This window comes from Paenibacillus sp. FSL M7-1414 (assembly GCF_038003195.1).
GTDB classification, from domain to species: domain Bacteria; phylum Bacillota; class Bacilli; order Paenibacillales; family Paenibacillaceae; genus Paenibacillus; species Paenibacillus amylolyticus.
In genome coordinates, this window is sequence record NZ_JBBOOS010000001.1 from 2,551,416 (window position 1) to 2,574,113 (window position 22,698).

Annotated in this window: 23 protein-coding genes; 21 read left to right on the plus strand and 2 right to left on the minus strand. The window is 47.9% G+C overall.

The window, feature by feature from the left end; translation table 11 throughout:
• Positions 1-7: 7 nt before the first annotated feature.
• From MHH92_RS11600 to MHH92_RS11640, 9 genes are all read left to right on the plus strand, one after another.
• Entirely contained in the window at positions 8-838 is an 831-nt protein-coding gene (locus tag MHH92_RS11600; RefSeq protein WP_047842537.1) for a hypothetical protein, read from the plus strand.
• A gap of 6 nt (positions 839-844) precedes the next feature.
• Entirely contained in the window at positions 845-1,393 is a 549-nt protein-coding gene (locus tag MHH92_RS11605; RefSeq protein WP_017689072.1) for a WXG100 family type VII secretion target, read from the plus strand.
• A gap of 186 nt (positions 1,394-1,579) precedes the next feature.
• Positions 1,580-1,855, plus strand: a complete 276-nt coding sequence (locus MHH92_RS11610; protein WP_017689071.1) for a WXG100 family type VII secretion target — start codon at positions 1,580-1,582, stop codon at positions 1,853-1,855.
• A gap of 158 nt (positions 1,856-2,013) precedes the next feature.
• On the plus strand, positions 2,014-4,089 hold the full coding sequence (locus MHH92_RS11615) for a hypothetical protein (RefSeq protein WP_340903792.1): 2,076 nt from the start codon (positions 2,014-2,016) through the stop codon (positions 4,087-4,089).
• Positions 4,090-4,121: 32 nt separating this feature from the next.
• Positions 4,122-4,874: a vWA domain-containing protein gene (locus MHH92_RS11620; RefSeq protein WP_017689069.1), complete on the plus strand. Its 753-nt coding sequence runs from the start codon at positions 4,122-4,124 to the stop codon at positions 4,872-4,874.
• A gap of 10 nt (positions 4,875-4,884) precedes the next feature.
• Complete coding sequence (locus tag MHH92_RS11625) at positions 4,885-5,727, plus strand: protein phosphatase 2C domain-containing protein (RefSeq protein ID WP_036609194.1); 843 nt, start codon at positions 4,885-4,887, stop codon at positions 5,725-5,727.
• 189 nt (positions 5,728-5,916) lie between these two features.
• Positions 5,917-6,723 carry an SDR family oxidoreductase gene (locus tag MHH92_RS11630; protein ID WP_017689067.1) on the plus strand — a complete coding sequence of 269 codons (807 nt, stop codon included), beginning with the start codon at positions 5,917-5,919 and terminating at the stop codon, positions 6,721-6,723.
• A 153-nt stretch (positions 6,724-6,876) separates the two neighbouring features.
• A complete protein-coding gene (gene hrpB / locus MHH92_RS11635) occupies positions 6,877-9,396 on the plus strand; it encodes an ATP-dependent helicase HrpB (protein ID WP_340903795.1) in 2,520 nt (839 codons plus the stop codon).
• Positions 9,397-10,256: 860 nt separating this feature from the next.
• Positions 10,257-10,862: a general stress protein gene (locus MHH92_RS11640; protein ID WP_017689064.1), complete on the plus strand. Its 606-nt coding sequence runs from the start codon at positions 10,257-10,259 to the stop codon at positions 10,860-10,862.
• Positions 10,863-11,039: 177 nt separating this feature from the next.
• Here MHH92_RS11640 and MHH92_RS11645 read toward each other — a convergent pair whose 3' ends face one another.
• Positions 11,040-11,432 (minus strand): YidH family protein, encoded by a 393-nt coding sequence (locus tag MHH92_RS11645; RefSeq protein WP_340903796.1) that lies wholly within the window; start codon positions 11,430-11,432, stop codon positions 11,040-11,042.
• A gap of 72 nt (positions 11,433-11,504) precedes the next feature.
• Here MHH92_RS11645 and MHH92_RS11650 point away from each other — a divergent pair, with 72 nt between their 5' ends.
• From MHH92_RS11650 to MHH92_RS11680, 7 genes are all read left to right on the plus strand, one after another.
• Positions 11,505-12,653, plus strand: coding sequence for an acyltransferase (locus MHH92_RS11650; RefSeq protein WP_340903799.1), 1,149 nt, complete (start codon positions 11,505-11,507; stop codon positions 12,651-12,653).
• Positions 12,654-13,167: 514 nt separating this feature from the next.
• Complete coding sequence (locus tag MHH92_RS11655; RefSeq protein ID WP_036609188.1) at positions 13,168-13,542, plus strand: helix-turn-helix transcriptional regulator; 375 nt, start codon at positions 13,168-13,170, stop codon at positions 13,540-13,542.
• Positions 13,543-13,544: 2 nt separating this feature from the next.
• Positions 13,545-14,552 carry a Gfo/Idh/MocA family protein gene (locus MHH92_RS11660; protein WP_036670444.1) on the plus strand — a complete coding sequence of 336 codons (1,008 nt, stop codon included), beginning with the start codon at positions 13,545-13,547 and terminating at the stop codon, positions 14,550-14,552.
• A gap of 267 nt (positions 14,553-14,819) precedes the next feature.
• Positions 14,820-15,260, plus strand: a complete 441-nt coding sequence (locus MHH92_RS11665) for a ribonuclease (protein WP_289392080.1) — start codon at positions 14,820-14,822, stop codon at positions 15,258-15,260.
• 14 nt (positions 15,261-15,274) lie between these two features.
• Complete coding sequence (locus tag MHH92_RS11670) at positions 15,275-15,550, plus strand: barstar family protein (RefSeq protein WP_127543685.1); 276 nt, start codon at positions 15,275-15,277, stop codon at positions 15,548-15,550.
• A 262-nt stretch (positions 15,551-15,812) separates the two neighbouring features.
• On the plus strand, positions 15,813-17,102 hold the full coding sequence (locus tag MHH92_RS11675; protein WP_340903805.1) for an MFS transporter: 1,290 nt from the start codon (positions 15,813-15,815) through the stop codon (positions 17,100-17,102).
• 134 nt (positions 17,103-17,236) lie between these two features.
• Positions 17,237-17,929, plus strand: coding sequence for an ArsR/SmtB family transcription factor (locus MHH92_RS11680; RefSeq protein ID WP_340903807.1), 693 nt, complete (start codon positions 17,237-17,239; stop codon positions 17,927-17,929).
• Between the two features lie 190 nt (positions 17,930-18,119).
• Here MHH92_RS11680 and MHH92_RS11685 read toward each other — a convergent pair whose 3' ends face one another.
• Positions 18,120-18,686 (minus strand): TraR/DksA C4-type zinc finger protein, encoded by a 567-nt coding sequence (locus MHH92_RS11685; RefSeq protein ID WP_036609176.1) that lies wholly within the window; start codon positions 18,684-18,686, stop codon positions 18,120-18,122.
• Between the two features lie 198 nt (positions 18,687-18,884).
• On the opposite strand from MHH92_RS11685, the gene MHH92_RS11690 reads away from it, so the two are divergent.
• From MHH92_RS11690 to MHH92_RS11710, 5 genes are all read left to right on the plus strand, one after another.
• Positions 18,885-19,262: a DivIVA domain-containing protein gene (locus MHH92_RS11690; protein WP_017689054.1), complete on the plus strand. Its 378-nt coding sequence runs from the start codon at positions 18,885-18,887 to the stop codon at positions 19,260-19,262.
• Between the two features lie 42 nt (positions 19,263-19,304).
• Positions 19,305-19,739, plus strand: a complete 435-nt coding sequence (locus MHH92_RS11695; RefSeq protein ID WP_017689053.1) for an Rrf2 family transcriptional regulator — start codon at positions 19,305-19,307, stop codon at positions 19,737-19,739.
• A gap of 34 nt (positions 19,740-19,773) precedes the next feature.
• Complete coding sequence (locus tag MHH92_RS11700; protein WP_340903810.1) at positions 19,774-20,271, plus strand: metallophosphoesterase family protein; 498 nt, start codon at positions 19,774-19,776, stop codon at positions 20,269-20,271.
• Positions 20,272-20,612: 341 nt separating this feature from the next.
• Complete coding sequence (locus MHH92_RS11705; RefSeq protein WP_340907664.1) at positions 20,613-21,527, plus strand: sugar phosphate isomerase/epimerase family protein; 915 nt, start codon at positions 20,613-20,615, stop codon at positions 21,525-21,527.
• Entirely contained in the window at positions 21,524-22,696 is a 1,173-nt protein-coding gene (locus tag MHH92_RS11710; protein WP_036609172.1) for a Gfo/Idh/MocA family protein, read from the plus strand. Before MHH92_RS11705 ends, MHH92_RS11710 begins: the two co-directional genes overlap by 4 nt.
• The last annotated feature ends 2 nt before the right edge of the window (positions 22,697-22,698 follow it).

Below are 22,698 nucleotides of genomic sequence, written 5' to 3' on the forward strand. Positions count from 1 at the left end.
GCTCATAATGTTGACGGTTCATGATTCTAAGCAAAAGGTAGTCACGTTGCAAACAAAGGAACTTTTTTTCCTGGCTGGTATTCTCGGTTCAGACCGACTGCTTGGTGTGGAAGATCCGTTTCGCGGCTATATGGCTGAGGATATCGCGATGGAGTGGGAGCGTGTCAAAACCTCCTTGCTTGACAAAGGATATCTGATTCGGGATCAGGATACCGATGAGCTGATCATGACACCGACCGTTTTCTCCAGGGTAGCCATTGCCGGATTGTCCGACAGAGCTTGTTGGATTCGCTACACGATCAACGGCAAGTCGTATGAGAGTTATATCCATTGCACGGATGAACGGGTCGTTGAAGTTTCCCGTGTTGACGACGTACCGGACTCGTTCCGGCTCAGCGATCTGGGAAGTGTTCGTGAAGCCATTGATGTTCTGATAGAGCGGATGAAATGGAGCGGCCATTCTCCTGCGGAGAAACCGGCCCTAATGTGCTCCAAGAAAAAATTTTATGATGTCATGAATGAGCTCGAAAACAGCGGAGTACAGACCGTAGCAGCGGAACTCGAACAGGAGACAAGTGATCCTGAGGGCTCACTTGCACTGGCACGCTGTCTGGTGGGTAAGGAGTCAGACGGGGAGCTTAGGTTGCTTGTATGGAATGAAGACGGGTGGAAGTCGCAGTCGGCAGCATTTGCTGCAAGTGCGGTATCCAACTGGTTGTTCCGGATGAGCACTGCGGCTTCAGATGATTGGCTTGTTGCAGCACTAACGACTAGAGAACAGTTTCACGAGATGCTGCTGGACTGGCTTAAACAGCCTGCAGGGGAAGAGGAAAGGTGATGGTAAATGCGCATTCGTGTGGAACCGGATGTGCTTCGGGCACTGAGCAAGCAGATTCAGTATGCAGCGGAGCAAATACAGCAAAAGATGACAGTGTTGGATCAGGCGATTCATTCGCTGGAGTGGGAGGTTGAATCCCGCGCAGCGGTGATGAATGAATGGAATCACAGTAAACGACTGGGCGAGGATGCGCTGCGTCGATTAATGGACTTAAGCGTACAGCTGGGACGCAAAGCGTTGTTATTCCAGCAGGCAGACATGGAGTATCGTTCCGTGCTGAGTCATGTGAACACAGCCTATGGTAATGCGGTCAATATGCTGAATGTTCTTCAGAACAATCGTACAGGAGAAATCATGCCTGCACATTCTGCAACTGTAGCTGTAGTATCCGATCCCCTTTCCGCAATGGCGGCCGTATATCGTGTACAGGATGCCGCTCCGCCTGATGGCTCCCCGGCTACACTAGTGCAGGCTATGCAGCCTGAGCCTGTAGCATGGAGATTCACAGATCCTTCCTTTCGGGGAAGAAGAGGGACCGAGCCTGTTGTTTCCTGAACAGGATGAATAAAAGTAACAGCAGAAAGTGAATATTTTTTTGTAAATAGGCTGTTAGGAGAAGTTTCAAGTGCTGAAAATGGGGTAAATAGGATTAGGTCCTTCGGCTTTTGTCCGATCGATCCTGGTATAGTACAATTTGAACAAGTAAAAATTTAATTGCACAAACCAAGGAGGAATTTACAAATGGCAGGACGTATTTTAGTTACCCCAGAGCAGCTTGATCAGGTTTCCAACCAATTTAAACAAAGCGGTGAGCAAAGTCAGCAAATCGTATCTACATTGACTCAATCCATCACAAGCATGGAAGGACAATGGGAAGGTATGACAAAGCAACGCTTCTTCCAAGAGTTCCAAGAAGCTAGCAAACAAATGCAATCATTCGTTCAAACGCTGAACAGCATCAGCGCTGAACTTACAGCTATTGCTAACAAATTCCGTACAGCTGACCAAGCTCGTTAATCTGCTTTACATAGATCAGGCCGATGTGAAGTCTGAATTCGTCCTGAATTATAGGTGGATAGCAAGCTGAAGATGTACAACTACAGCAAAAACCGGGCGTTGTCACAACACCCGGTTTTTGCTGCAACTATGACACTAGGACAGAGAGAGGGATAAGCATGTCTTTTCAACCAAATCCCGGGGATGAAGTGGTGATTAACGACATTGCCTATACGATTGGGCAACATCCGGCAGCGCCGGGTCTGGCTTATGCCCAAGCCGGAAGGCAGGGGATTGTTTATCAGTTGTTACCCCGTAATGGTTCCATTCATGGGGCTAAAGCACTAAAAGTATTTTTTCCTAAATTCCGTATTCCGGCTATGGTATATCAGTCTGAGCATATGGAGTCTTATAGTGAACTGCCAGGTTTGCAGGTATGCAAGCGTGATGTGCTCACTCCGGAAAGAAACGGAGCGCTCATTGGAAAACATCCCGATCTTTTATATGCGGTGTTGATGCCATGGGTGCAAGGTCAGACCTGGTTCGATGTGATCAGTGATCAGAGACAGTTGACGGCTGAGGAGAGCCTGAAGCTGGCTAGAGCGCTTGCTGGAACAGGTTCGGCTATGGAACAACGTGGACTGGCTCATTGCGATATGTCCGCTCCCAATGTAATGATTCCGTTTTTTTCCGAAGTGGAGAACCTGGGGAAGATGTCTGCAGTAGAACTTGTGGATGTCGAGCAGATGTACGGTTCCAAGATGGATCGTCCGGATGCCCTGCTTGCCGGGTCACCTGGTTATGCAGCCCATCGAACAGTGCACAGCGGTTTGTGGAGTTCATATGCTGACCGATTTGCCGGAGCTGTTATCATTGCTGAAATGTTAAGCTGGTCCGACCCTGTGATTGTAGAGAAAGCGTGGGGCGAAAGTTATTTTGATCAGCATGAAATGCAAACGGTGAGTGAACGGTATTATGCGATGCGGGAGTCCCTTGAGAAGCGTTGGGGTTCCAAACTGTCCGATCTGTTTATTCGAGCTTGGGAAAGTCACGATCTGAGCAGCTGTCCGACGTTTGGTGAGTGGTATGTTGCATTGGCTGCGGTAGACGTGGATCAGGCCAATGCGGCGGCTGCTGTGACAGCGGAAGAAGAAGCTGCCAATTCGTCCGAAGCTGATGTGAATCTGAAAAAGAGCTCAGAACCAGTAAGTGAACCGGTGAATACGCAAGACGGGAACCGTCCTCAAACTCCGCACTCTCCCGATCAGGAAGCGGTTGTGAACCGTCTGTTCCTGCAAGCAAGAGCCTTGGAGGATGAAGATAAACCGGCTGCAGCACTGGAAGTGTACCGGTCGCTTTATCATTTTATTCCTCATAACAGCGCGATGCAGATGGAAGTCGAGGCTGCAATTAAGGAACTGGATGCAAAGCTTAATCCAAAAGAAGACACAGACAAGCCTGTGCCTGTACCATTCTACAGATCCAAAAAGTTCATGATTTCCTCCGCTGTGCTTATTGTATTGCTGGCAGGTGGTGTGCCAACGGTCAAAATACTCGCCGATCAGGCAGAAGTGAAGCAGAAAGAACAGCAGGAAGCCACACGACTGGCAGAGGTCAAAGCTGCGGAAGAGGCTGAAGCTGCGAAGGCTGCTGCGCTCAAACAACAGGAAGAACAAGAGAAGCAAAAGGCCGTAGATGCTGCAAAACTGGACGCAGAGGAAAAGAAAAAGCTTGCTGAAGCCAAGCAGAAGGCAGCTGAAGCAAAGAAAAAAGAAGAAGAACGTAAGGCGTTACAGGCCAAGTACGACAAACAGGCGAAATATGAGGCCTTTCTGGTGAAGCAGGAACAGCAGAAGAAAGAAGCTGCTAAGAGAGCGCAGCAGGAGAAGTATGATAAACAGGCAAAATATGAAGCTTATCTGGTCTGGAAAAAAGAGAATGATGCCAAGCTTGCAAAACAGGAAGCGGAGCGTAAAGCGGCAGCTGAAGTTAAACGTCAACAGGAGATTGCTCAGAAAGCAGCTCTGAAGAAAAAACGTGCCCAAAATGTGGTCACGCTGATTGCTCATTACAATAAAACGTATAACGCGCAAAAAGGCAGAAAAATTGAAAATGCGGAATCGTATGCCCGTGATTTCAAAAATCTTTACAATACCGATGCTTCCTATTTCAAAGGTGTTGGCAAAGTAGCCGCTCGAATGAGTGCCATTAACAAATTTCTGAGCAACAACAGTTACAAGTTGCCCAACTTATAAATAACGTGAATGATGGAGGTGACTCACCCTAGATGAACTACACGATTCAAGCATCACAGCGTACACCTGCACTTATTATATATTTAATTGATATTAGCGCCTCCATGAACATGGTTCTGGAAAATCGTCGACGGATTGACGTCGTCTATGATGCCTTATCTCTCGCGATCCGCCAAATGGTGTTTCGGTCTACCAAGGGAAATCGTCTGACACCTCGCTATCGTATAGCCATATTGGCTTACAGTGATGATGTATATGACTTGTTGAACGGAATCAAAGGGATTGACGAGATTGCTGCCGTTGGTTCTTTGCCTGACCTGACACCGAGACGGTTTTCAGATTCTGCGAAGGCTTTCCTGCAGGCGGAAAAGATTCTACAGGCCGAAATTCCGAATATGCAGGACTGTCCTGCGCCACTTGTATGCCACATGACTGATGGGGTAGCCACAGGTGAAGATCCCGAGCCTATCGCGAAAAGAATCATGGGTATGAGTGTACCTGACGGCAATGTGCTGGTGGAGAATATTTTTATATCTGATCATCTGCTTGAAGGACCAATTGCTGAACCTAGAAGATGGAAGGGAATCTCTTCGGAAACGAATCTACAGGATGAGCATGGAGAGAAGCTGCGGAATATGTCATCCGTCCTGCCCGAAAGTTATCGGGAAATGCTTGTTGAAGCTGATTATTTGCTTGCACCCGGTGCACTCATGATGCTGCCAGGTACATGTGCAGAATTGGTATCAATCGGGTTCCAGATGTCCGCTGCTACGCCTGTGAGATAGGAGGGGAATCATGAGAGCGATGCGTTTGGCAACATTGTCTGCTGGAGATAAGGGGGGCCATGCCGAGCAACGGCATGGCAACTTTCGCTATGTGAGTGTACAGACCGGGGAACAGCCGCTAACTCGCTATCAAGGCACATTCAAGTGCAGATATGGTTATGGCAGAGCGGCTGAGACGGTACATCAGGGAGATACCGGACAGGACTTTGCTGCGGTACGTATGAAAGGGAATATCTGCAATTTTGTTTTGTGTGATGGCGTAGGCATGAGTTACCTGGGCGATTTTGCAGCGCGTTTTCTAGGGAATGCTTTGCTGGATTGGTTGGAAACGACGCAACACACAACGGTAGAGGGTGTTGAGCGTCTTCTCCATGATCTTACCCTTCCCGCATCGGAGCAATTGGAGAAATTACAGCCACTGGAAAGTTCCCCTTTGTTGCTGCGTGAAGTGTTGATGGAAAAGCGAAGTCGGGGCAGTCAGGCCATGTATGTCTGTGGGCGGATTGAGCTCACGGGAGGCGGCCGCAAAAGTCGGGTGTGGCTTGCGTGGCAAGGAGATTCCCGTATTCGCCTGTGGCGTAATGGTCAGGAACAGTCTGAATTATTTCAGACTCACTGCAAGACAAATGAGCGTTGGTCTACCCTTGAAGGACCTGTTGGTGGTAAGCCGCACATCTGCGAGATGAAAGGGTCCGCAGGAGATTCACTGCGTCTTCAGTTATATACGGATGGACTGAACGACCTGGATGCCATTCAAGCCTATGTCCCGGATGAACACATTCAGGTACTGCTGGATGCGACACATACCGGCGGTCTTGAAGATGATGCCGCTTTCATTGAGCTGGAATGGTGAGTGCCGGATATCAAGATGTGGATCGATCCTGATGAAGCTGTGACAGCGGCGAAGATCAAATGTGAAAAAACTTGCTGGTGTTGATTTAAAAGACACTCTTTTTGGGTAATCTTGTGAAGAATTGGCTTTCACGATGAGTATGAACGTACATTCTTACATAATTGCTAAAATGAAGGAGTGGAATGGATAATGACACAACATAACGGCAAGTCACGGTTCCAGGGTAAGGTTGCGATTATTACCGGAGCAGGATCCGGGATTGGGAAAGCCACTGCGGTCAAGCTGGCTAAAGAGGGTGCACATGTTGCATTGTTTGATCTGGTGAATGATCGGATCTCGGAAACGGAAGCAGAGATTAATGCGCTGCACCCCGGTGCGGCAAGAGCATTTGATGTAGACATTTCCGACCCGGCACGTGTGGAAAAGGCTGTACTGGAAACCGTTGAGTTATTCGGCGGTTTGGATATTGTTTTTGCCAATGCGGGCATTAACGGTGTATCGGCACCGATTGAGGAAATTCAGGTTGAAGATTGGCAACAGATTATTACAACCAACCTGAATGGTACGTTTTTCACGATTAAATATGCATTGCCTCACGTGAAAAAACGGGGTGGCGGCAGTATTATCATCACGAGTTCGATTAATGGCAATCAACGCTTCTCAAGCTTTGGCATGTCGGCATACAGCACGTCCAAGGCAGGACAGGTTGCTTTTGCCAAGATGGCTGCGCTTGAGCTGGCGAAGTTCAAGATACGTGTGAACGTGATCTGTCCAGGAGCGATTGCAACAAATATCGATCAAAGTACGGTCAAAACGGATGATCTACAGCAGATCATTATTCCGATGGAGTTCCCGGAAGGACAGCAGCCGCTGGCGGACGGGCCGGGCCAGCCGGAACATGTTGCCGATCTGGTAAGTTTCCTCGCATCGTCCGAATCCAGACATATTACCGGAGCAGAGATCGTTATTGATGGTGCCGAATCATTGCTCAGCTAAGTGAGTATTCTGGATAAATTTCATTTTTGCTAAGGCGTGTCTTAGGGTGTGTCTGCGATAGTCGTTCCTCTGGAACGGCTTTTTTTGTTATAATGCTAACATTCGAATAGAGATACTGAAGAGCAGTAGGGTACATTCATTAGGAGCGATTATATGCATATAGAGTTACCGATACAAGAGGTTATTCCTGAGTTAAGACAATTATTTCGGGATCAAGATACAGGTGTGTTAATTGCAGAGCCAGGGGCGGGAAAAACGACTGTTGTACTGCTGGCTTTGCTGGAGGAGCCGTGGATTGCTGGACGGAAAATCATTATGCTGGAACCCCGAAGGCTGGCTGCGCGTTCGGCTGCATCGAGACTGGCGGCTACGCTTGGAGAAAAAGCGGGTCAGACTGTAGGATATCGTGTACGCATGGATACCCGGGTGAGTCAGGCGACACGCATTGAAGTTGTGACGGAAGGGGTATTGACCCGGATGTTGCAGCAGGATCAGGGTCTTGAGGACACGGCAATGATTATATTTGATGAATTCCATGAGCGTCACTTACACGGAGACTTGGGCTTGGCTCTGGCATTGGAATCGCGAGCGATGTTACGTCCAGATCTGAAATTGCTGGTGATGTCGGCGACCCTTGATCCTGTTCCCGTCTGTGTATTGCTTGGCGAAGGTACAAAATCAATTCACTGTCCCGGACGCACGTTTCCGGTGGAAACTCGATATGTACCGAGACCAACAGCCATGCCACTGGAACAATTCACCGCTCAGATGGTGACGAGGGCATTAGCCGAACAGGAGGGGGACGTGCTTGTTTTTCTTCCTGGCGCAAGAGAGATACACCGTACAGAGCGGGAGTTATTAAACGGTTCTCTTCCTGGACATGTGAAAGTTCATTCCCTGTATGGCAGTATGCCGGTGGAACAACAGGATGAGGCCATACGGCCGGCGGCTGAGGGGTCGCGCAAAGTTGTGCTGTCCACTTCCATTGCGGAATCCAGTCTCACACTTGCTGGAGTTAAGATTGTGGTGGATGCAGGGCTGAGTCGTGCATCGGCATTCTCGCCGCGCACGGGCATGAGCCGACTTGTCACCCTGCCGGTGTCCAAGGCGTCAGCCGATCAACGGCGGGGTCGTGCAGGGCGAATTGCCCCGGGGGTGTGTTACCGGCTATGGAGCGAAGAGGTTCACGGGGGACTGCCTGAGGCAGCTCGCCCGGAGATCACCTCCGCGGATCTTGCGCCGCTGGCGCTGGAGCTTGCCGTCTGGGGTGTCCAGTCCCCAGCAGAGCTGCAATGGCTGGACACCCCGCCTGACGCCGCCTACGGCCAGGCTCAGGCGCTGCTGCGCCAGCTGGGCGGCCTGGACGACGCAGGCCGCATCACGCCCTTCGGGCGGCGGATGAACACGCTTGGCGTGCATCCGCGACTGGCCAGCATGTTGCTCCGCGCAGCGGAGCTTGGGCTGGCCAGCTACGCCAGCATGCTGGCGGCACTGCTGCAAGAGCCTGCCGGCCTCCGCAGCAGTGGCAGTGCAGGCGCGGGCACGGACCTCCGCCCGCGCGTAGAAGCGCTGCTGACCGCGGACAGCAGCGGCATGCCGCAAGCGGCAGCGGCTGTCGCAGACGGCGCGGCCGTGCGGCGCATGCTCCAGGAGAGCCGCCAGCTGCGCTCGGCGCTCGGCCCGGCGGCCGATCCGGTAAGGCCGGATGAGGACAGCTGCGGATTGCTGCTGTCCTTCGCCTATCCGGACCGGATCGGGCAACGCCGGGAGGACGGCCGCTATCTGCTGAGCAGCGGCCGCGGCGTACGGCTCGCAGCGACAGAATCGCTGAGCCGTGCAGCGTATCTGGTCGCAGCCGAGGCAGACGACCAGGGCGCAGATGCGCGCATCCTGCTGGCTGCGCCGTTGCAGGAGCAGACATTGGTGCAGGCAGGTCAGCACTTGCTGCACAATGAAGTGCAAGTGGCCTGGGATTCCAACACTCGCAGCGTGCGCGCACATAAGAGACTTCGTATTGGAGCCCTTGTGATTAAAGAGAGCAGTATTGCACAGCCGCCTGAAGATCAGGTGCTGGAAGCACTATTATCCGGGATACGGATGGAAGGGCTGGATTGTCTGCCCTGGACAAAAACATCCAGACAACTTGCGGACAGGCTACGGTTCCTGCATCTCCATTTACCTGAGTGGCCTGACCTGATCGAAGATGATCTGACCGAAGAGTTGGCAGAACATCTTACCCCTTATCTGACAGGCATGCGATCGGCAGCCGACCTGAAGAGATTGTCAATGCAGGATGTATTACTGGGTGGATTGAGCTGGGCGCAACGACAACAACTGGACGATGAAGCGCCGACGCATATACAGGTGCCCAGTGGCTCACGTATTCCTGTGGACTACAGTCGTCCAGAGGACCCGGCGCTGGCAGTAAGATTACAGGAGATGTTTGGACAACAGGAGACACCGCTTATAGCGGGTGGGCGAGTCCCGTTGACCATCCACTTGTTATCACCGGCTCAGCGACCTGTACAGGTCACACGAGACTTGGCGAATTTCTGGCGAGAGACGTACTTTGACGTCAAAAAAGATCTGAAAGGTCGTTATCCGAAGCACTACTGGCCGGATAATCCACTTGAAGCGGTCGCCACAAATCGGGCCAAACCACGGGGGAAATAGATGAATTATTTCGTTTTTTCAAATATCAACGATTTGGCTCCCAAAGGGCGCTCTTCATCAGGCTTAGACTGTGCTGGAACAACGGTAGGTTTTGTAGCTGATCGAATCATTCTCTGTCTTAAAGAATCACCCTTTAACCAGGACGTGTCTCCAAACTCGCTAACGTACATCTTCTACTAGCTTTTCGCTTCATGTTACGTCACTTTGCCTTTTCGTCCCATGCTGCGTTACCTTCCCTTGAAGTGCCCCGGCACGCCTGCTGAAAACTTTCGGCATGGAACGAGAATTCAGCAAAATCTGCTTTTTTAGAGGTTGAAGGCACACCCCAGAGCGTATCTTCAAACCTGCCGAAGCCGAAGCGTAACTGCACGTGCCTGGGGAGCAGAACATGGAGCGGAGCGCTAACGAACTTGTGACGTCTTATTCAGCGATTTGAAGCGCCCACAGTAATCTAAGGAATCTGAAACATCTTATATCTGAATAACCAGCTGTTTACAACGGGTTTGTCAGGTGATTTTGGTAAATAACGTGTCTCATGTTCCTTACAAAATAAAATGAGGACCCGAAGGCTAAATAAGACGTCCTCGGTTCCTTAGAAAATTGTCTGGGACAATCCGCCAGGATCAGCCAGCCTAAACTTCAAGATGTTTTGGACCCCACGTCCTTCAACGTAGAGCATGCCTGACAACAACGTATCACATACCTGGGTTTGACGGCACACCCTGATGAGGAGTAAAAAGGAATGAACCTTAGCAATTTTTTACTATCAACACATAGTATATTGACTTGCAAACGTTTAAAAGAAACTTAGGCGGGTAATAACATAGCGAACCACTCAATAATATGAGGAGGGATTCACTATGCAGAAGAAAATCGTAGGTGTGTTTAATACAGAACGTGAAGCATCGCAGGCTATCGAGGGTTTGAAAGCACAAGGATTCACTTCAGATGAAATCTCCGTTGTTACACAAGATCGGGATGAACTGAAGGCAATTCGGGAAGAGACAGGTACCAAAGCCCCTGAGGGCGTGGCTGCTGGTGCAGCAACAGGTGGTGTCCTTGGTGGCGTAGCCGGTCTGCTCGCAGGTATCGGTGCACTAGCCATACCCGGCATAGGACCGATTCTGGCCGCAGGCCCTATTGCGGCAGCATTTACCGGTGCAGCTGTGGGTGCAGGAGCTGGCGGATTGGTGGGTGGACTTGTGGGTCTTGGTATTCCGGAAGAGGACGCTAAACAGTATGAGGAGTATGTACAGAATGGTAAAATCCTGCTGCTCGTAGATTCTACGGATCGGGACTCCGATGTGTACGATGTGTTCAGTGGCAACAGCCAGCTTAACCGAGACAGAGCCGAAGCAGCTCATCGCGGAGATGTGCCAGCCGAACGTCCGGATCTGGATATGGAAGAACGCAGATTGGAAGCCCAAAACAAGGCAGCGCGATTCGGTAACAATACATTCCTGTAATCTTGCCGCGAATTTAATCAATATGAAATAAAACCCAATGACTTATTATCTGTAAAATGGAATGACATATATGATCCACCAAATGGTCATTAGCCGGTTTCCTTAAGGGAAGCCGGCTTTTGTCCCTGTGCTGCATATGGGTGGGTGTCAATAATGTCGGATGGTGTTTTTACCAAGTCAAGCAGGGAATAACAATACATATAACAGTACAGCCAAAGCGAGTCCAATCACCAGTAGCAACATGGTAAGAAACCGGATTAATCCGGTCGATGCCTGAAACGTCTGTTCATTGATTTGTGTACGCTTCCGATGATACGCTGCTGCCGAATACACAATGATGGATATGCCGCCAATCAGAGAAGTGATACCCGTAATAATCGCCGCAATATGTGCAAGCCGATCATACGCCGACGAGTTGAAACCAAATCCGGCAGCAAGAAATCCGATGCCCGCCATGGCAATACCGGTGCGTACCCAGGCCAGAAACGTTCGCTCGTTAGCCAGATGTTGCTGGACATACTTGGAATCGGTAGTGGTTACGTCTTTGTCTGTTAAAGAAATGTGAATCAACTCCGTTCATTAAATATACGGCTTCATTGTACTTTGTTTTTATCGCAAAACCAAGAAAGGATGGCTGAATGTATGCCTCGCAAAGAACGAATTATAGAAATAGAGAGCTTAAGGGGAATTGCCTTTGGAGCGGTGGTTCTCCAGCATTCCATCGCACATTACTCATTAGTCCCGGAAACGAGACTGGAGGATGGCGTGTTACTGGCCATACTGCTGATGCTCTCCAAATTTGCAGTTCCTTTATTCATATTCATAACAGGTATGGTGCTTTTTTATAACACGGGAGACAAGCTGCATTACGGCAAGTTTATGAGAAAAAGAGTAAACGACATGATCGTGCCTTACCTGATCTGGTCACTCATTTATTTTACACTTGCACCGCGGGGCTGGACCGGATTTGGATGGAATGACATCCCAGACCTAGGCCTGAAGTTGCTTACGGGCAAAACGACTTCACACTTTTGGTATATCATTATGTTGATTCAGTTTTATCTGTTATTTCCGCTCTTTTTGCGAGCCATTCGTTATGTATATAACCGATATGAGGCCAAGGGGCGCTTGATCGCATTATTGATTTCTGGTGTGGTGTATCTTGTACTTGCGGATCAATTAAGAAACATCGCCAAGTTCATGGAACAGGTGAATATTCCGGTGCTGACAGATGCTTTTACAACGTATGCAGACCGTAATTTCCTCTATTTCTTTATTTATTTTGTACTTGGTGCAGCAGCGGGGTTATCTGTCCAGCACTGGAATGAATGGATTCATCGATTGCGCTGGATATACTGGACAGTGTTTATTGTTCTGGGTCTGCGGTTTACTTATTTATTAATGCTGGAGTTTCAAAAGCTGGAGGGAATCAAAATTACGTTCTACACAGTCAGCTTGATCCGCCCTGATATGGCACTCTTTCTGATCGCTTCCATTATGGTCATGTACCAGCTGGCCGGAAAACTTCACAACCTCAGGGCTACACGATTGCTGGGATGGATTGGTGGTGTATCGTATGGCGGTTATCTGATGCATATGTTGATGCTGCGGTATAGCTACATTCCGGATGAGTTGTTTTACGTTGCTATGGGTTGGAACCCTGTCGTCCGAATGATTATCACCTGGTTGTTGGCTCTTACATTATCCTGTGTAGTGACATGGCTTATCTCGCGTGTAAGCTGGGGCAAATGGATTGTGGGAACCGTACCGAAGTCTGTCCGCGATAAATGAATCCATCAACATATGAAAAATTCACAATAGATCACCACAGCCGCACAGAAGTGTACGGGAGTACGAAAGTATACGAACACAAGATACAGAGCACAGGTATTACAGCTTTTACAGCTTTTGCACAGACTTTCTTGTCATTAAAATTCGATCTCACGACACCCTGAGCCCTGAAATAAACAACTTTTGAATCAATTTCATAACTCACTAAAAATGGATTTCTGTAACTGGATATAGACAAATTGAACCGTTTCGATCTATATCCAGCCTTGATTGAAGCAGCTAAAGGTATTATGAAATTGATTCTTTTGAATATAAATTAAAATTTCATTACATGAAAAATTCACAAAAGCAAACCTTTTTCCGTGCTTCCCCCAGGTCAACGCGTATTCACACGATTTCTTGCTCGCCCTCCTTGAAGATAGATAAAAGGAAGGCAAAGCGGAGAAAGATGGCAGAACCCGAACATAAGTTTTATAATACTAGATATATAGGTTCTGACAGGAGGGGAAAGAACGTGGCTTTTATGATTGCACAGCGGGCATTTATCAAGCTGTATCTGATTACGATGGTTGAACAGCACAGGGGGTATGGTTACGAGATGCTGGAGGCGATGAAGCAGGAATTCAAAGACTACGGTTATGTACCACCCCAGAGCGAGGTATATCGGGCATTACATGAATTGGTACAACAGGGTGTGTTTTATCGCACAAAGAAGCTGAAGGGCAATGATCCAAAGGTCGATTTTCAGGAAATCGTTTTATATCATTTTACGGATGATGGTGCGGAAAAAGCTGAGTTATACAAGAAACAGGTCAAAACGGATCTGGATCGTTGTCTCGGCATGTTACACAAGGCAGAAGAGGACAATTACGGTACGAAAGGAAGATGAGCATGAACAGACAGTTACAGTGGGGTGTACTCGGTACGTCAACCATTGCCAAAAATGCAGTCATTCCGGCGATCCAGCAGTCTGAACGTGGTGAGGTGTTGGCGATTGCCAGCCGCAGCAAAGAAAAAGCGGAAACCCTTGCCGAAGAACTCGGCATTGCCAGATCGTATGGCAGTTATGAAGAGCTCATCGCTGATCCGGACATTGAAGCCGTCTATATTCCTTTGCCTAACCATATGCACAAAGAATGGACCATCAAAGCGGCACAGGCTGGCAAACACGTGTTGTGTGAGAAACCTGCTGCACTGAATGCAGATGAATCGGCAGAAATGATTGAGGTATGTCATCAGCAAGGTGTTCTTTTTGCAGAAGCGATTATGTATCGATATCATCCTAAGCACAGACGTGTGCAAGAGATTATAGCTAGTGGAGAGATTGGCATCGTCAGAGCCATCCATGGTAACTTTACCTGTAATACCGCTGATGACAAGGAGAATGTAAGGTTCAAAAGAGAGATGGGCGGCGGATCATTATTCGATCTTGGCGTGTATCCGATCTCGGCAGCCCGGATGTATCTGGGACAGGAACCGGAAGCGGTGACAGTTCACGCTCTATTCTCGGACGAGCATGATGGCGTGGATATGATGGCGTCGGGACTGGTAGAGTTTCCGAATTCGGTAGCTTTAACTTTTGACTGTGGTATGTGGGCTTCAGGTCGAGCGGAGATGGAGATTCTCGGGACGGAAGGGCGGATTGAACTGCCAAAAGTATTTGGCTGGGAGAACAGCGATATTCCACCTCAGATTATTGTGCACACCGATTCGGTCAGCCGTGAGGAACGTGTATCCGTGTCGAATTCCTATGTGCTTCAGGTGGAGACGTTTGCAACGGCTGTGCTTGAAGGAGAGGCCTTACCTTTCAGTCCGGAAAATACCATTCAAAACATGCGCGTTATTGATGCATGCCTGGAATCGGCTCGAACTCGTCAACGTGTGCAATTGATCGATTAGATTAGGTCAAATCAGTTTAAACATACTAGAAAAGTAGACTCCATCTTCAGAGATGAGAGTTTTTTTCTGTCTTAAAATGTTACAATTATAATATTTTACAATTTAAACGTCTTTATTTGATATTTCTACCAAAATGATGTGATATAAATAGTCATGAGATGACTTGTTTACTATAATCTAGCAGAACATACAACTAGACCGTTACAGCTTACTGAACGCATATCGTGACCACGTTCATCTACTTTGAAGGATCGGGAGGCCGGATTGATGAAAAAGTTGATATCAACCGCATTACTGGCATTGTTGTTAACGTTTGTTTTCCTCACAGGTTCACAGTTCACTCCAGTCGCACAGCAGAAGGCATCTGCTGCAACATGTACCATCATCAATACGTTTACAGGTGTAGCAAATTATTTGAGTGCAAATGGAACGTTGCCATGTAACTTTATTACCAAATCACAGGCAACAGGACTTGGCTGGGTAGCGTCAAAAGGAAACTTGGCTGTAGTGGCTCCTGGGAAAAGCATCGGTGGAGACGTATTTGGCAATCGGGAGGGGCTTCTGCCTTCGGCCAGCGGACGTACATGGCGCGAAGCGGATATTAACTATACTTCCGGCTTCCGTAATTCGGATCGAATTGTGTACTCTAATGATGGACTCATCTACAAAACGACAGATCACTATGCATCATTTACACGTTTGAAGTAGAGGAAGGAGCAGCCATGAATACCGTGATTCTGGATGGAGAAGACTTTGCTAGTAGCGTTGAACTTCATCAACAATTAAGGGTTAAGCTTAAACTGCCGGATTTTTATGGCGGTAATCTCGACGCTCTGTGGGATTGCCTGACGGGTACAATTGAACTTCCACTAGAGTTAAAATGGACCAACTACCAAATCAGCGAAGAACGACTGGGGAATGAAGCAGGCCGGGTACGTGATTTGATGTTGGAGGTACAGGCTGAACAGGCTGGATTTCAATTGCTTGTTGAGAAGTAGGTAGCAAATAAAGACAGTTCAAATACAATACGTCCAGCCGAGCAGACCACATGTGGTCTGTTTTTTTTGTGTTATAGGAGGTTGTTCAAAAAGGTTGTCCCAAAAGTCCCTGTGTTGATTACGAATTCTCTGAAAGTAGAGCGAGATGTTACTTTACTTACTTATCGTTAAAATTATTTTCACGATGGTATTGATTTCTGCATAACTTACGTTAAAATAAAATTAACATGAAAAATATTTTAACGTTAGGGAGTGGAAAGTCATGAACGATAACACAGCAGTTGGCAAGCAAGGTATGGGTGAGTTAATACGAATCAGACCGTACATGCAATTTATGCTTAGTAAAGTTGTATCCAGATTTGGTGATTCGATTGACTCGATTGCCTACAGTTGGATGGTGTACATTCTGACCGGGTCAAAAGTGCTGATGGGTACATTGCTGGCGGTAAATTTCTTGCCCAGTATCTTTCTGGGTCTGTTTGCCGGGGCTTTGGTAGATCGCATGTCTCTCAAAAAAGTGATTGTAATCACCAATACCGGCCGGGGGTTGTTCGTGGGTATTACAGCTCTGCTGTTTGGATTGGGCCAACTTGAAGTCTGGCATCTGTTTGTCATTACAATTCTGAATTCTTTGCTGGAATGCTTCACTACTCCTGCGGAAGTGTCCAGTGTTCCCCGATTGCTTCCCCAATCGATGCTGCTTTCGGGGAATGCCATGTCCTCTTCCGCAACCCGAGTGGCCGAACTCGCAGGACTTGCAGTAGCTGGTGCCCTTATTGCTTCAATAGGAATTGCCTGGACGATCCTGATTGATGCGGGGTTGTTTGCGCTTAGTGCTTTAATAATGAGTCGAGTTGGCTACCCTGAAGGTTCAACATCTGCTAACAATGAAGATAAGACATCATCTGATATGAATTCTGTTCCATCCGAAAAACGTAGTATATTCTCCGAAATGGCGGAAGCTTTTTATTTTCTCCGTAAACATGCCTTATTATTAATTGTCTCCATCTTGTTTGCCTTCGTTAATTTCTGCCTGATGCCGTTCAATGTGCTCCGTACACCCTATGTGATTGAAACGTTGCATGCTGGCGCCGGGGGATTAAGTCTGCTCAGTGGACTGATGGTAGGAGGCATGGTGCTTGGTGGGGTGTGGATGACGCAAAGGGGTGCCAATTATCGTAAAAGTGTTCTGGTCATCAGTGGTGTTGTTATGTTGGGTCTCAGTTATGCCATGACGGCACTCCCGGCTTATATGACGTCCTTCCAACTGCCTGTTGCAGCAGTCTTTTGTCTTCTGATGGGATTGGGTATTCCACTGGCTACGACCCCGCTGGCGACGTATCTGATGGAAGTTACCCCTTCCGAAATGCTGGGCAGAGTGTATGCTCTACAGAGTATGCTCGTCGTGAGTGTCGCCCCCCTTGGAAGCCTGGCTTCGGGAGCACTTGCAGATTGGATGAGCATGCCTGTTCTGTTTATCGTCTTCGGTATTATGCTTGCCATGTCCGCAGGTATGCTGTTATTTAGCAAAAGTTTTCGAAGTGCTCTGTGAAGTATATTCAGAAGCAATCATTAGCCGATTTTCTGTATCCATTCATTTCCGGCTCGTTTTGACCGAAGCCCAGACGGAGCGGTATAATAGAGACATTGATGGACAACAGGTACCCCGGAAATGAGGATACAGGAATGGAGCACAAGGTTCTTTCAACCATTGAAGAAATTAAAATCTACTCCGATCCGTATCGGATACAGATTATGAATATGTTTAACAGGCAGGGCAGACCATCCACGGTCAAAGAAATCGCCGACCAGATGGGTGAGGTGCCAGCCAAAGTTCACTATCATGTAAAAAAGCTGGAGAAAATTGGTCTGCTGACGATCGTTTCCACGCGTGAGATTAATGGCATTATCGCAAAATATTATGAACCATTCACCGGAGAGATCCATCTCCGTCATGAAGATGAAGACAAGGAAAACTCACCATTGAAACAGGTGTTTCGGTCCGAGACGCTCAAATTATTAAATGAAATGTTCGAACAGAGTCGTCAGCGATTCATGCATCAGGCGGAAAACGAAGATCGGATGTTCCTCTCGGACATCACGCTGTATGCAACCCGTGAGGAAGTAGAGCAATTGTATAAAAACATCATAAAACTCTGTGAACCCTATACTACAAAAGAGAATCGACAAGGGGAACATGAGGTCTTTCAGTTATTCTCTGCTCTCTCCAAACCTATAGTGAAAATACCTGCTTCTAAGACAAATGCAAAAGAGAAAAAGAAAGCTACTTCTGATAAGGACAAAGCAACTACGGAAAAGTCTCGATCTGTGTCTAAGCGGCAGGAATCTTCATCATCTGGTAGTGAGTCGGAAGAATAAACGAACGGAATATATGGGTTCAGCCTTATCGCTGGAAGCAAGTAATGGCAAATGTGAGAGACTGCTTTGGAGAAAACTAGAAAAAGCCGCCCAATGGCGGCTTTTTAATGCGTGATAAGGAAGGCTAATGGTGGAGCGCTTATTGAATTCATTTCAATTTTGACGCTTACCATTTCAGCTCATAACGAAGTTACATGTTCTCATCGTAACCCTTCACATCACGTTTGGCTGCGGTTGCGGGGGAGTTGGATGTGCCATATTCTTCGACCGCTTCCCAGGCATCTGCGTTGTCGAACTTGCCGGCCCGCTGCTGTCTTCCTTCCCCAGCACCACTCGGAGGCATGGTCATTACTTCTTCTTCAACGGGCCGATCGTTGCTGATCTCCCGGTTAGGTGTGTCGTCAATACAGTAAGCGGTGTAGGGAATAGCCTCAAGTCGTTCGAAGGGAATATCTTCGCCGCACGTTACACAGGTTCCATATGTACCTTGCTCCATACGTTCCAATGCGTCGTTCACTTGATTGAATTCGTCTGTTAATGTATCGTCAATCGCCAGATCACGGCTACGTTCAAATGTTTCTGTACCAGCATCTGCCGGATGATTATCATAGGAGGACAGCTCACCGGTTGAATCTTTCAGCGACTCGACTGGAGCACCGTCTTCCATGCTGGATTCAAAATGACGCTGCAAGTTTTCACGTTGCTCCAAAAGGGCGTTTTTCAGTATTTGATGTTGATCTTTAGTTAATGTACTCATAAGGACATGCTCCTTTCCCGTTGTGGGGTGTAGTGAGTCTTTACCCGAATTGGATGAAAAGCAATCATTTTCGTGAGGAATAGGGCTGTATCGTTTTATATCTGACGGATTATGTGTTATAAAAAATAGAGAGAGAAAATGCCGTATGTTATTCACAGGAAATGAAACACGGCTTGGCTTATAATGGAGGTTGTCAATATGGATGAACATATGAAACGAAGATTGGATAAACAAAGACAATTGTTCAAACAATTGGGTGTGCAGCTAGATGCGTTATCGATACATGAAAAACAATTTAATTATAAACTTCGTGGTTATGATCCGGATGAGGTAGATGCTTATCTTGATCTGGTCATCAAAGATTACGAACGTTTCTATGCCAATATTGCAGATCTGATGGACAAATGGCAAGAACAGCAGTTAACGATCCGCGATCTCAAGTCGTCCGCGAAACCGGTGGAAGATCCAACCAAGATTGATCGCAAACAACTGGATGATATTGTGAAACAACTGGAATACAGTGTGCGACAGCTCAAGATCAGAGCACGTCCCGAAAAGGATCTGTTCTCTGAATAAGGTCGGCATGTCCTGGATTATATTAAATAAAGGTGGTTAATCATGAGTACTCATTTTTCGGTCAGTGTGCATTGTTTGTTGTTATTGTCACTCAGCGCGCCTGAACGAATCACGTCTGCACACATTGCAGGTAGCGTGAATACCAACCCTGTCGTCGTCAGACGTATTCTGGGCGGGCTGAAAAAGGCGGGATTGGTGAACTCCTCTCCTGGAACAAGAGGTTTTTACTTAGCGAAGCCATCAAGTGAAATCACATTAGCCATGATCTATCAGGCTGCCAAGGACGAAGGTCCATTGTTCCCGATTCATGGCAATTGTAACCCGGATTGTGAAGTGGGCTTGCATATAGACAGCTTGCTGACCAATCTGTATCAGGTTGCCGAGGCGAAGGTGGAGCAGTTCTTTGCATCCATTACACTCGAAGATATGGAACGTTCCTGTACTCAGATGCAAGCTGTTCCATCACAGACAGAATAGATTGCAACAAGACGAAGGAAAGGTGGGTTGTTATATGAAAATTGTAGTCATCTCTGACACACATTTATCACGTAAATCACGGAAGTTACCGGCTAGTCTCTTGGATGTATTGCCGAGTGCAGATCTCATTCTTCATGCCGGTGACTGGTCGGATTGGAGTGTATACCCATTGCTTAGTGAGTATGCACCAGTTGAAGGTGTAGCGGGTAATACGGACCCGTCCGAAATCGCTGAAAAACTGGGATATTCCCGTATTGTTGAAGTGGAAGGGCTTCGTCTGGGTCTTGTGCACGGTCATCTGGGATCAAAGGGTACGGAACAGAATGCAATTCATACCTTTGCAGGCCAGCATGTGGATGCTGTGATCTACGGACACTCACATATCCCGGTGATGCATACCGTGGACAACACACTGGTATTTAATCCGGGGTCGCCTACGGATCGGCGTTTTCAGAAACAATACTCATTTGGCATCATGACAATAGATCAGGGGAAAATACAGGCTGAACATGTGTTCTTTGATCGGGAGTAGAGAGATATGCGCTGGTTGCAAGTTGGACGAGTGCAAGAACCAGAACCAGCTACTGAAGTCTCGAATGGATAACGGACAGGGAACCTTTTCCTTAAATTTCATCTTATATATATGATTATTGTACAAGGCATCTTTGAGCAGATTTCAAATCTGTTCCAGGGATGTCTTTTTTGATTTTTGATCACATCATTCTCTTGGAAGTTATCTCTGAATGGGGAATGTGCTCTGTTCGTTATCTGTCATTCATCTGTTGGCGTTTTCCCCTATGGTGACGTTCAGTGGAGTGATACAATGCCTTTACGACATGAAATGAATACGTTTACATAAGGAGATGGATCATGATGAAACTGTCTGTATTCACGGTGGCCACCCCTGATCTGAATGCAGAAGAACTGGCATCGGCTACGGCAGCAGCGGGAATTGATGGAATTGAGTGGAGATTCCGTGGAATTCCTGAAGATGCTATATCTGAAGAGCCTTCTTACTGGAGAAATAATCGATGCTCGGTAGATCCGAGCCGCTGGGAGGAACAGGTCCCTGTTTTTCGTGAAGCAGCGTTAGGGCAGGGTAGAAAATCCATCGCACTTGTACCTTATCTGAACTGTGGAGATCTTTCTGCCACCGAACAGGCGTTTCAGGCTGCGGCTGGGTTAGGAGCTTCAATGATGCGTGTGGGCGTTCCTGGATATGATCGCAAGACCAGTTATCCTGAGTTGTATCGTAAAGCCGTTGATTACCTGAGTGAAGTACAGGATTTGGCCAAACAGTACAACATCAAGGCGATTGTAGAGACACATCACCAGACGATTGCACCGACGGCATCGCTGGCCTATCGGCTTGTGCAATCGCTCGACCCGCAGCATGTTGGTGTATTGTACGATCCAGGCAATATGGTGCATGAAGGATATGAGAATCATCGAATGGGACTTGAGTTGCTGGGCCCTTATCTGGCTCATGTACATGTAAAAAATGCCGGGTGGTTTGAAACAGATGGGAAAGATTCACAAAAGGCTAATGTGACTGAGAAGAGCAGCGGAGTGGCTCTGAATACAGCCTGGAAATGTCACTGGACGCCGCTGACTGAAGGCATGGTCGATTGGGTACAGATGGTGCGGGATCTTCGTGCCGTTGGGTATGACGGATACTACGGAATTGAGGACTTTAGTGGCGCCTTGGAATCCAAGGCGATGTTACAGCATTTTGCAGACGTTTTCGCCGAAATTGAGCGTCGTGTGGACGAGGAGGAGCAGTCATGAGTATCGTACGAGTAGCGGTGATTGGTATAGGAAACATGGGAGCAGCACATGCCAGAACGTTGGTGGCTGGAGAAGTACCCGGTGCAGAACTGGTTGCCGTATGTGATGTAAGAAGAGAGATGGAGAGCTGGGTATCCAGTCATCTTCCGGCAACGGTAACCTATTGGCAGGATGCTGAGCAGATGATGGCTTCGGGTACGATTGATGCAGTCATTATTGCAACGCCGCATTATGATCATCCGGAACAAGCCATTCAGGCTTTCCAGCATGGCTTGCATGTCATGATCGAGAAGCCGGCCGGTGTATATACGAAACAGGTACGCAAGATGAATGAAGCGGCCGCAGCCAGCGGTAAAGTCTTTTCCATGATGTACAACCAGCGTACCAATCCACTCTATATTAAACTGAGAGACTTGATTGCTTCAGGGGAACTGGGAGAGGTACGGCGTACCAACTGGATTATTACGAACTGGTATCGATCCCAAAGTTACTATGATTCAGGCGGCTGGCGGGCAACATGGGCAGGTGAAGGGGGCGGTGTACTGATTAACCAGGACCCGCATCAACTGGATCTGTGGCAGTGGACCATCGGCATGATGCCGGTGCGCATGCGTGCTTTCTGTTCGTTTGGCAAGTATCGGAACATTGAAGTGGAAGATGATGTAACGGCTTATGTGGAGTATGAAAATGGAGCAACAGGTGTCTTCGTAACGACTACTGGCGAAGCACCGGGTACCAATCGATTCGAGGTCAACGGAGACCGGGGTAAAATCGTGATCGAAGATGGAAAACTTACGTTCTGGCGACTTCGGGAATCTGAGCCTGAATTCAATCAGCGGTTTACCGGAGGTTTTGGACAGCCAGAATGCTGGAAATGTGAAATCCCGATTACAGGTGTGGAAACGGGGCACCCGGGTCTGATTCGTAACTGGGTTGATGCGATTCGTACAGGCGTACCACTTATTGCTCCCGGTGAGGATGGTATACACGGATTGACGTTATCGAACGCTATGTTGCTGTCCACCTGGACGGATAACTGGGTGGATCTGCCGATCGATGAGGATCTGTTCTATGAGCATCTGCAGGAACGCATTGCTGGCTCAACGACGAAGAAAGACAAGGCATTCAGTGGCAGTCAACCTGCTGATTTGAGTCAGACGTTTAAATGAAG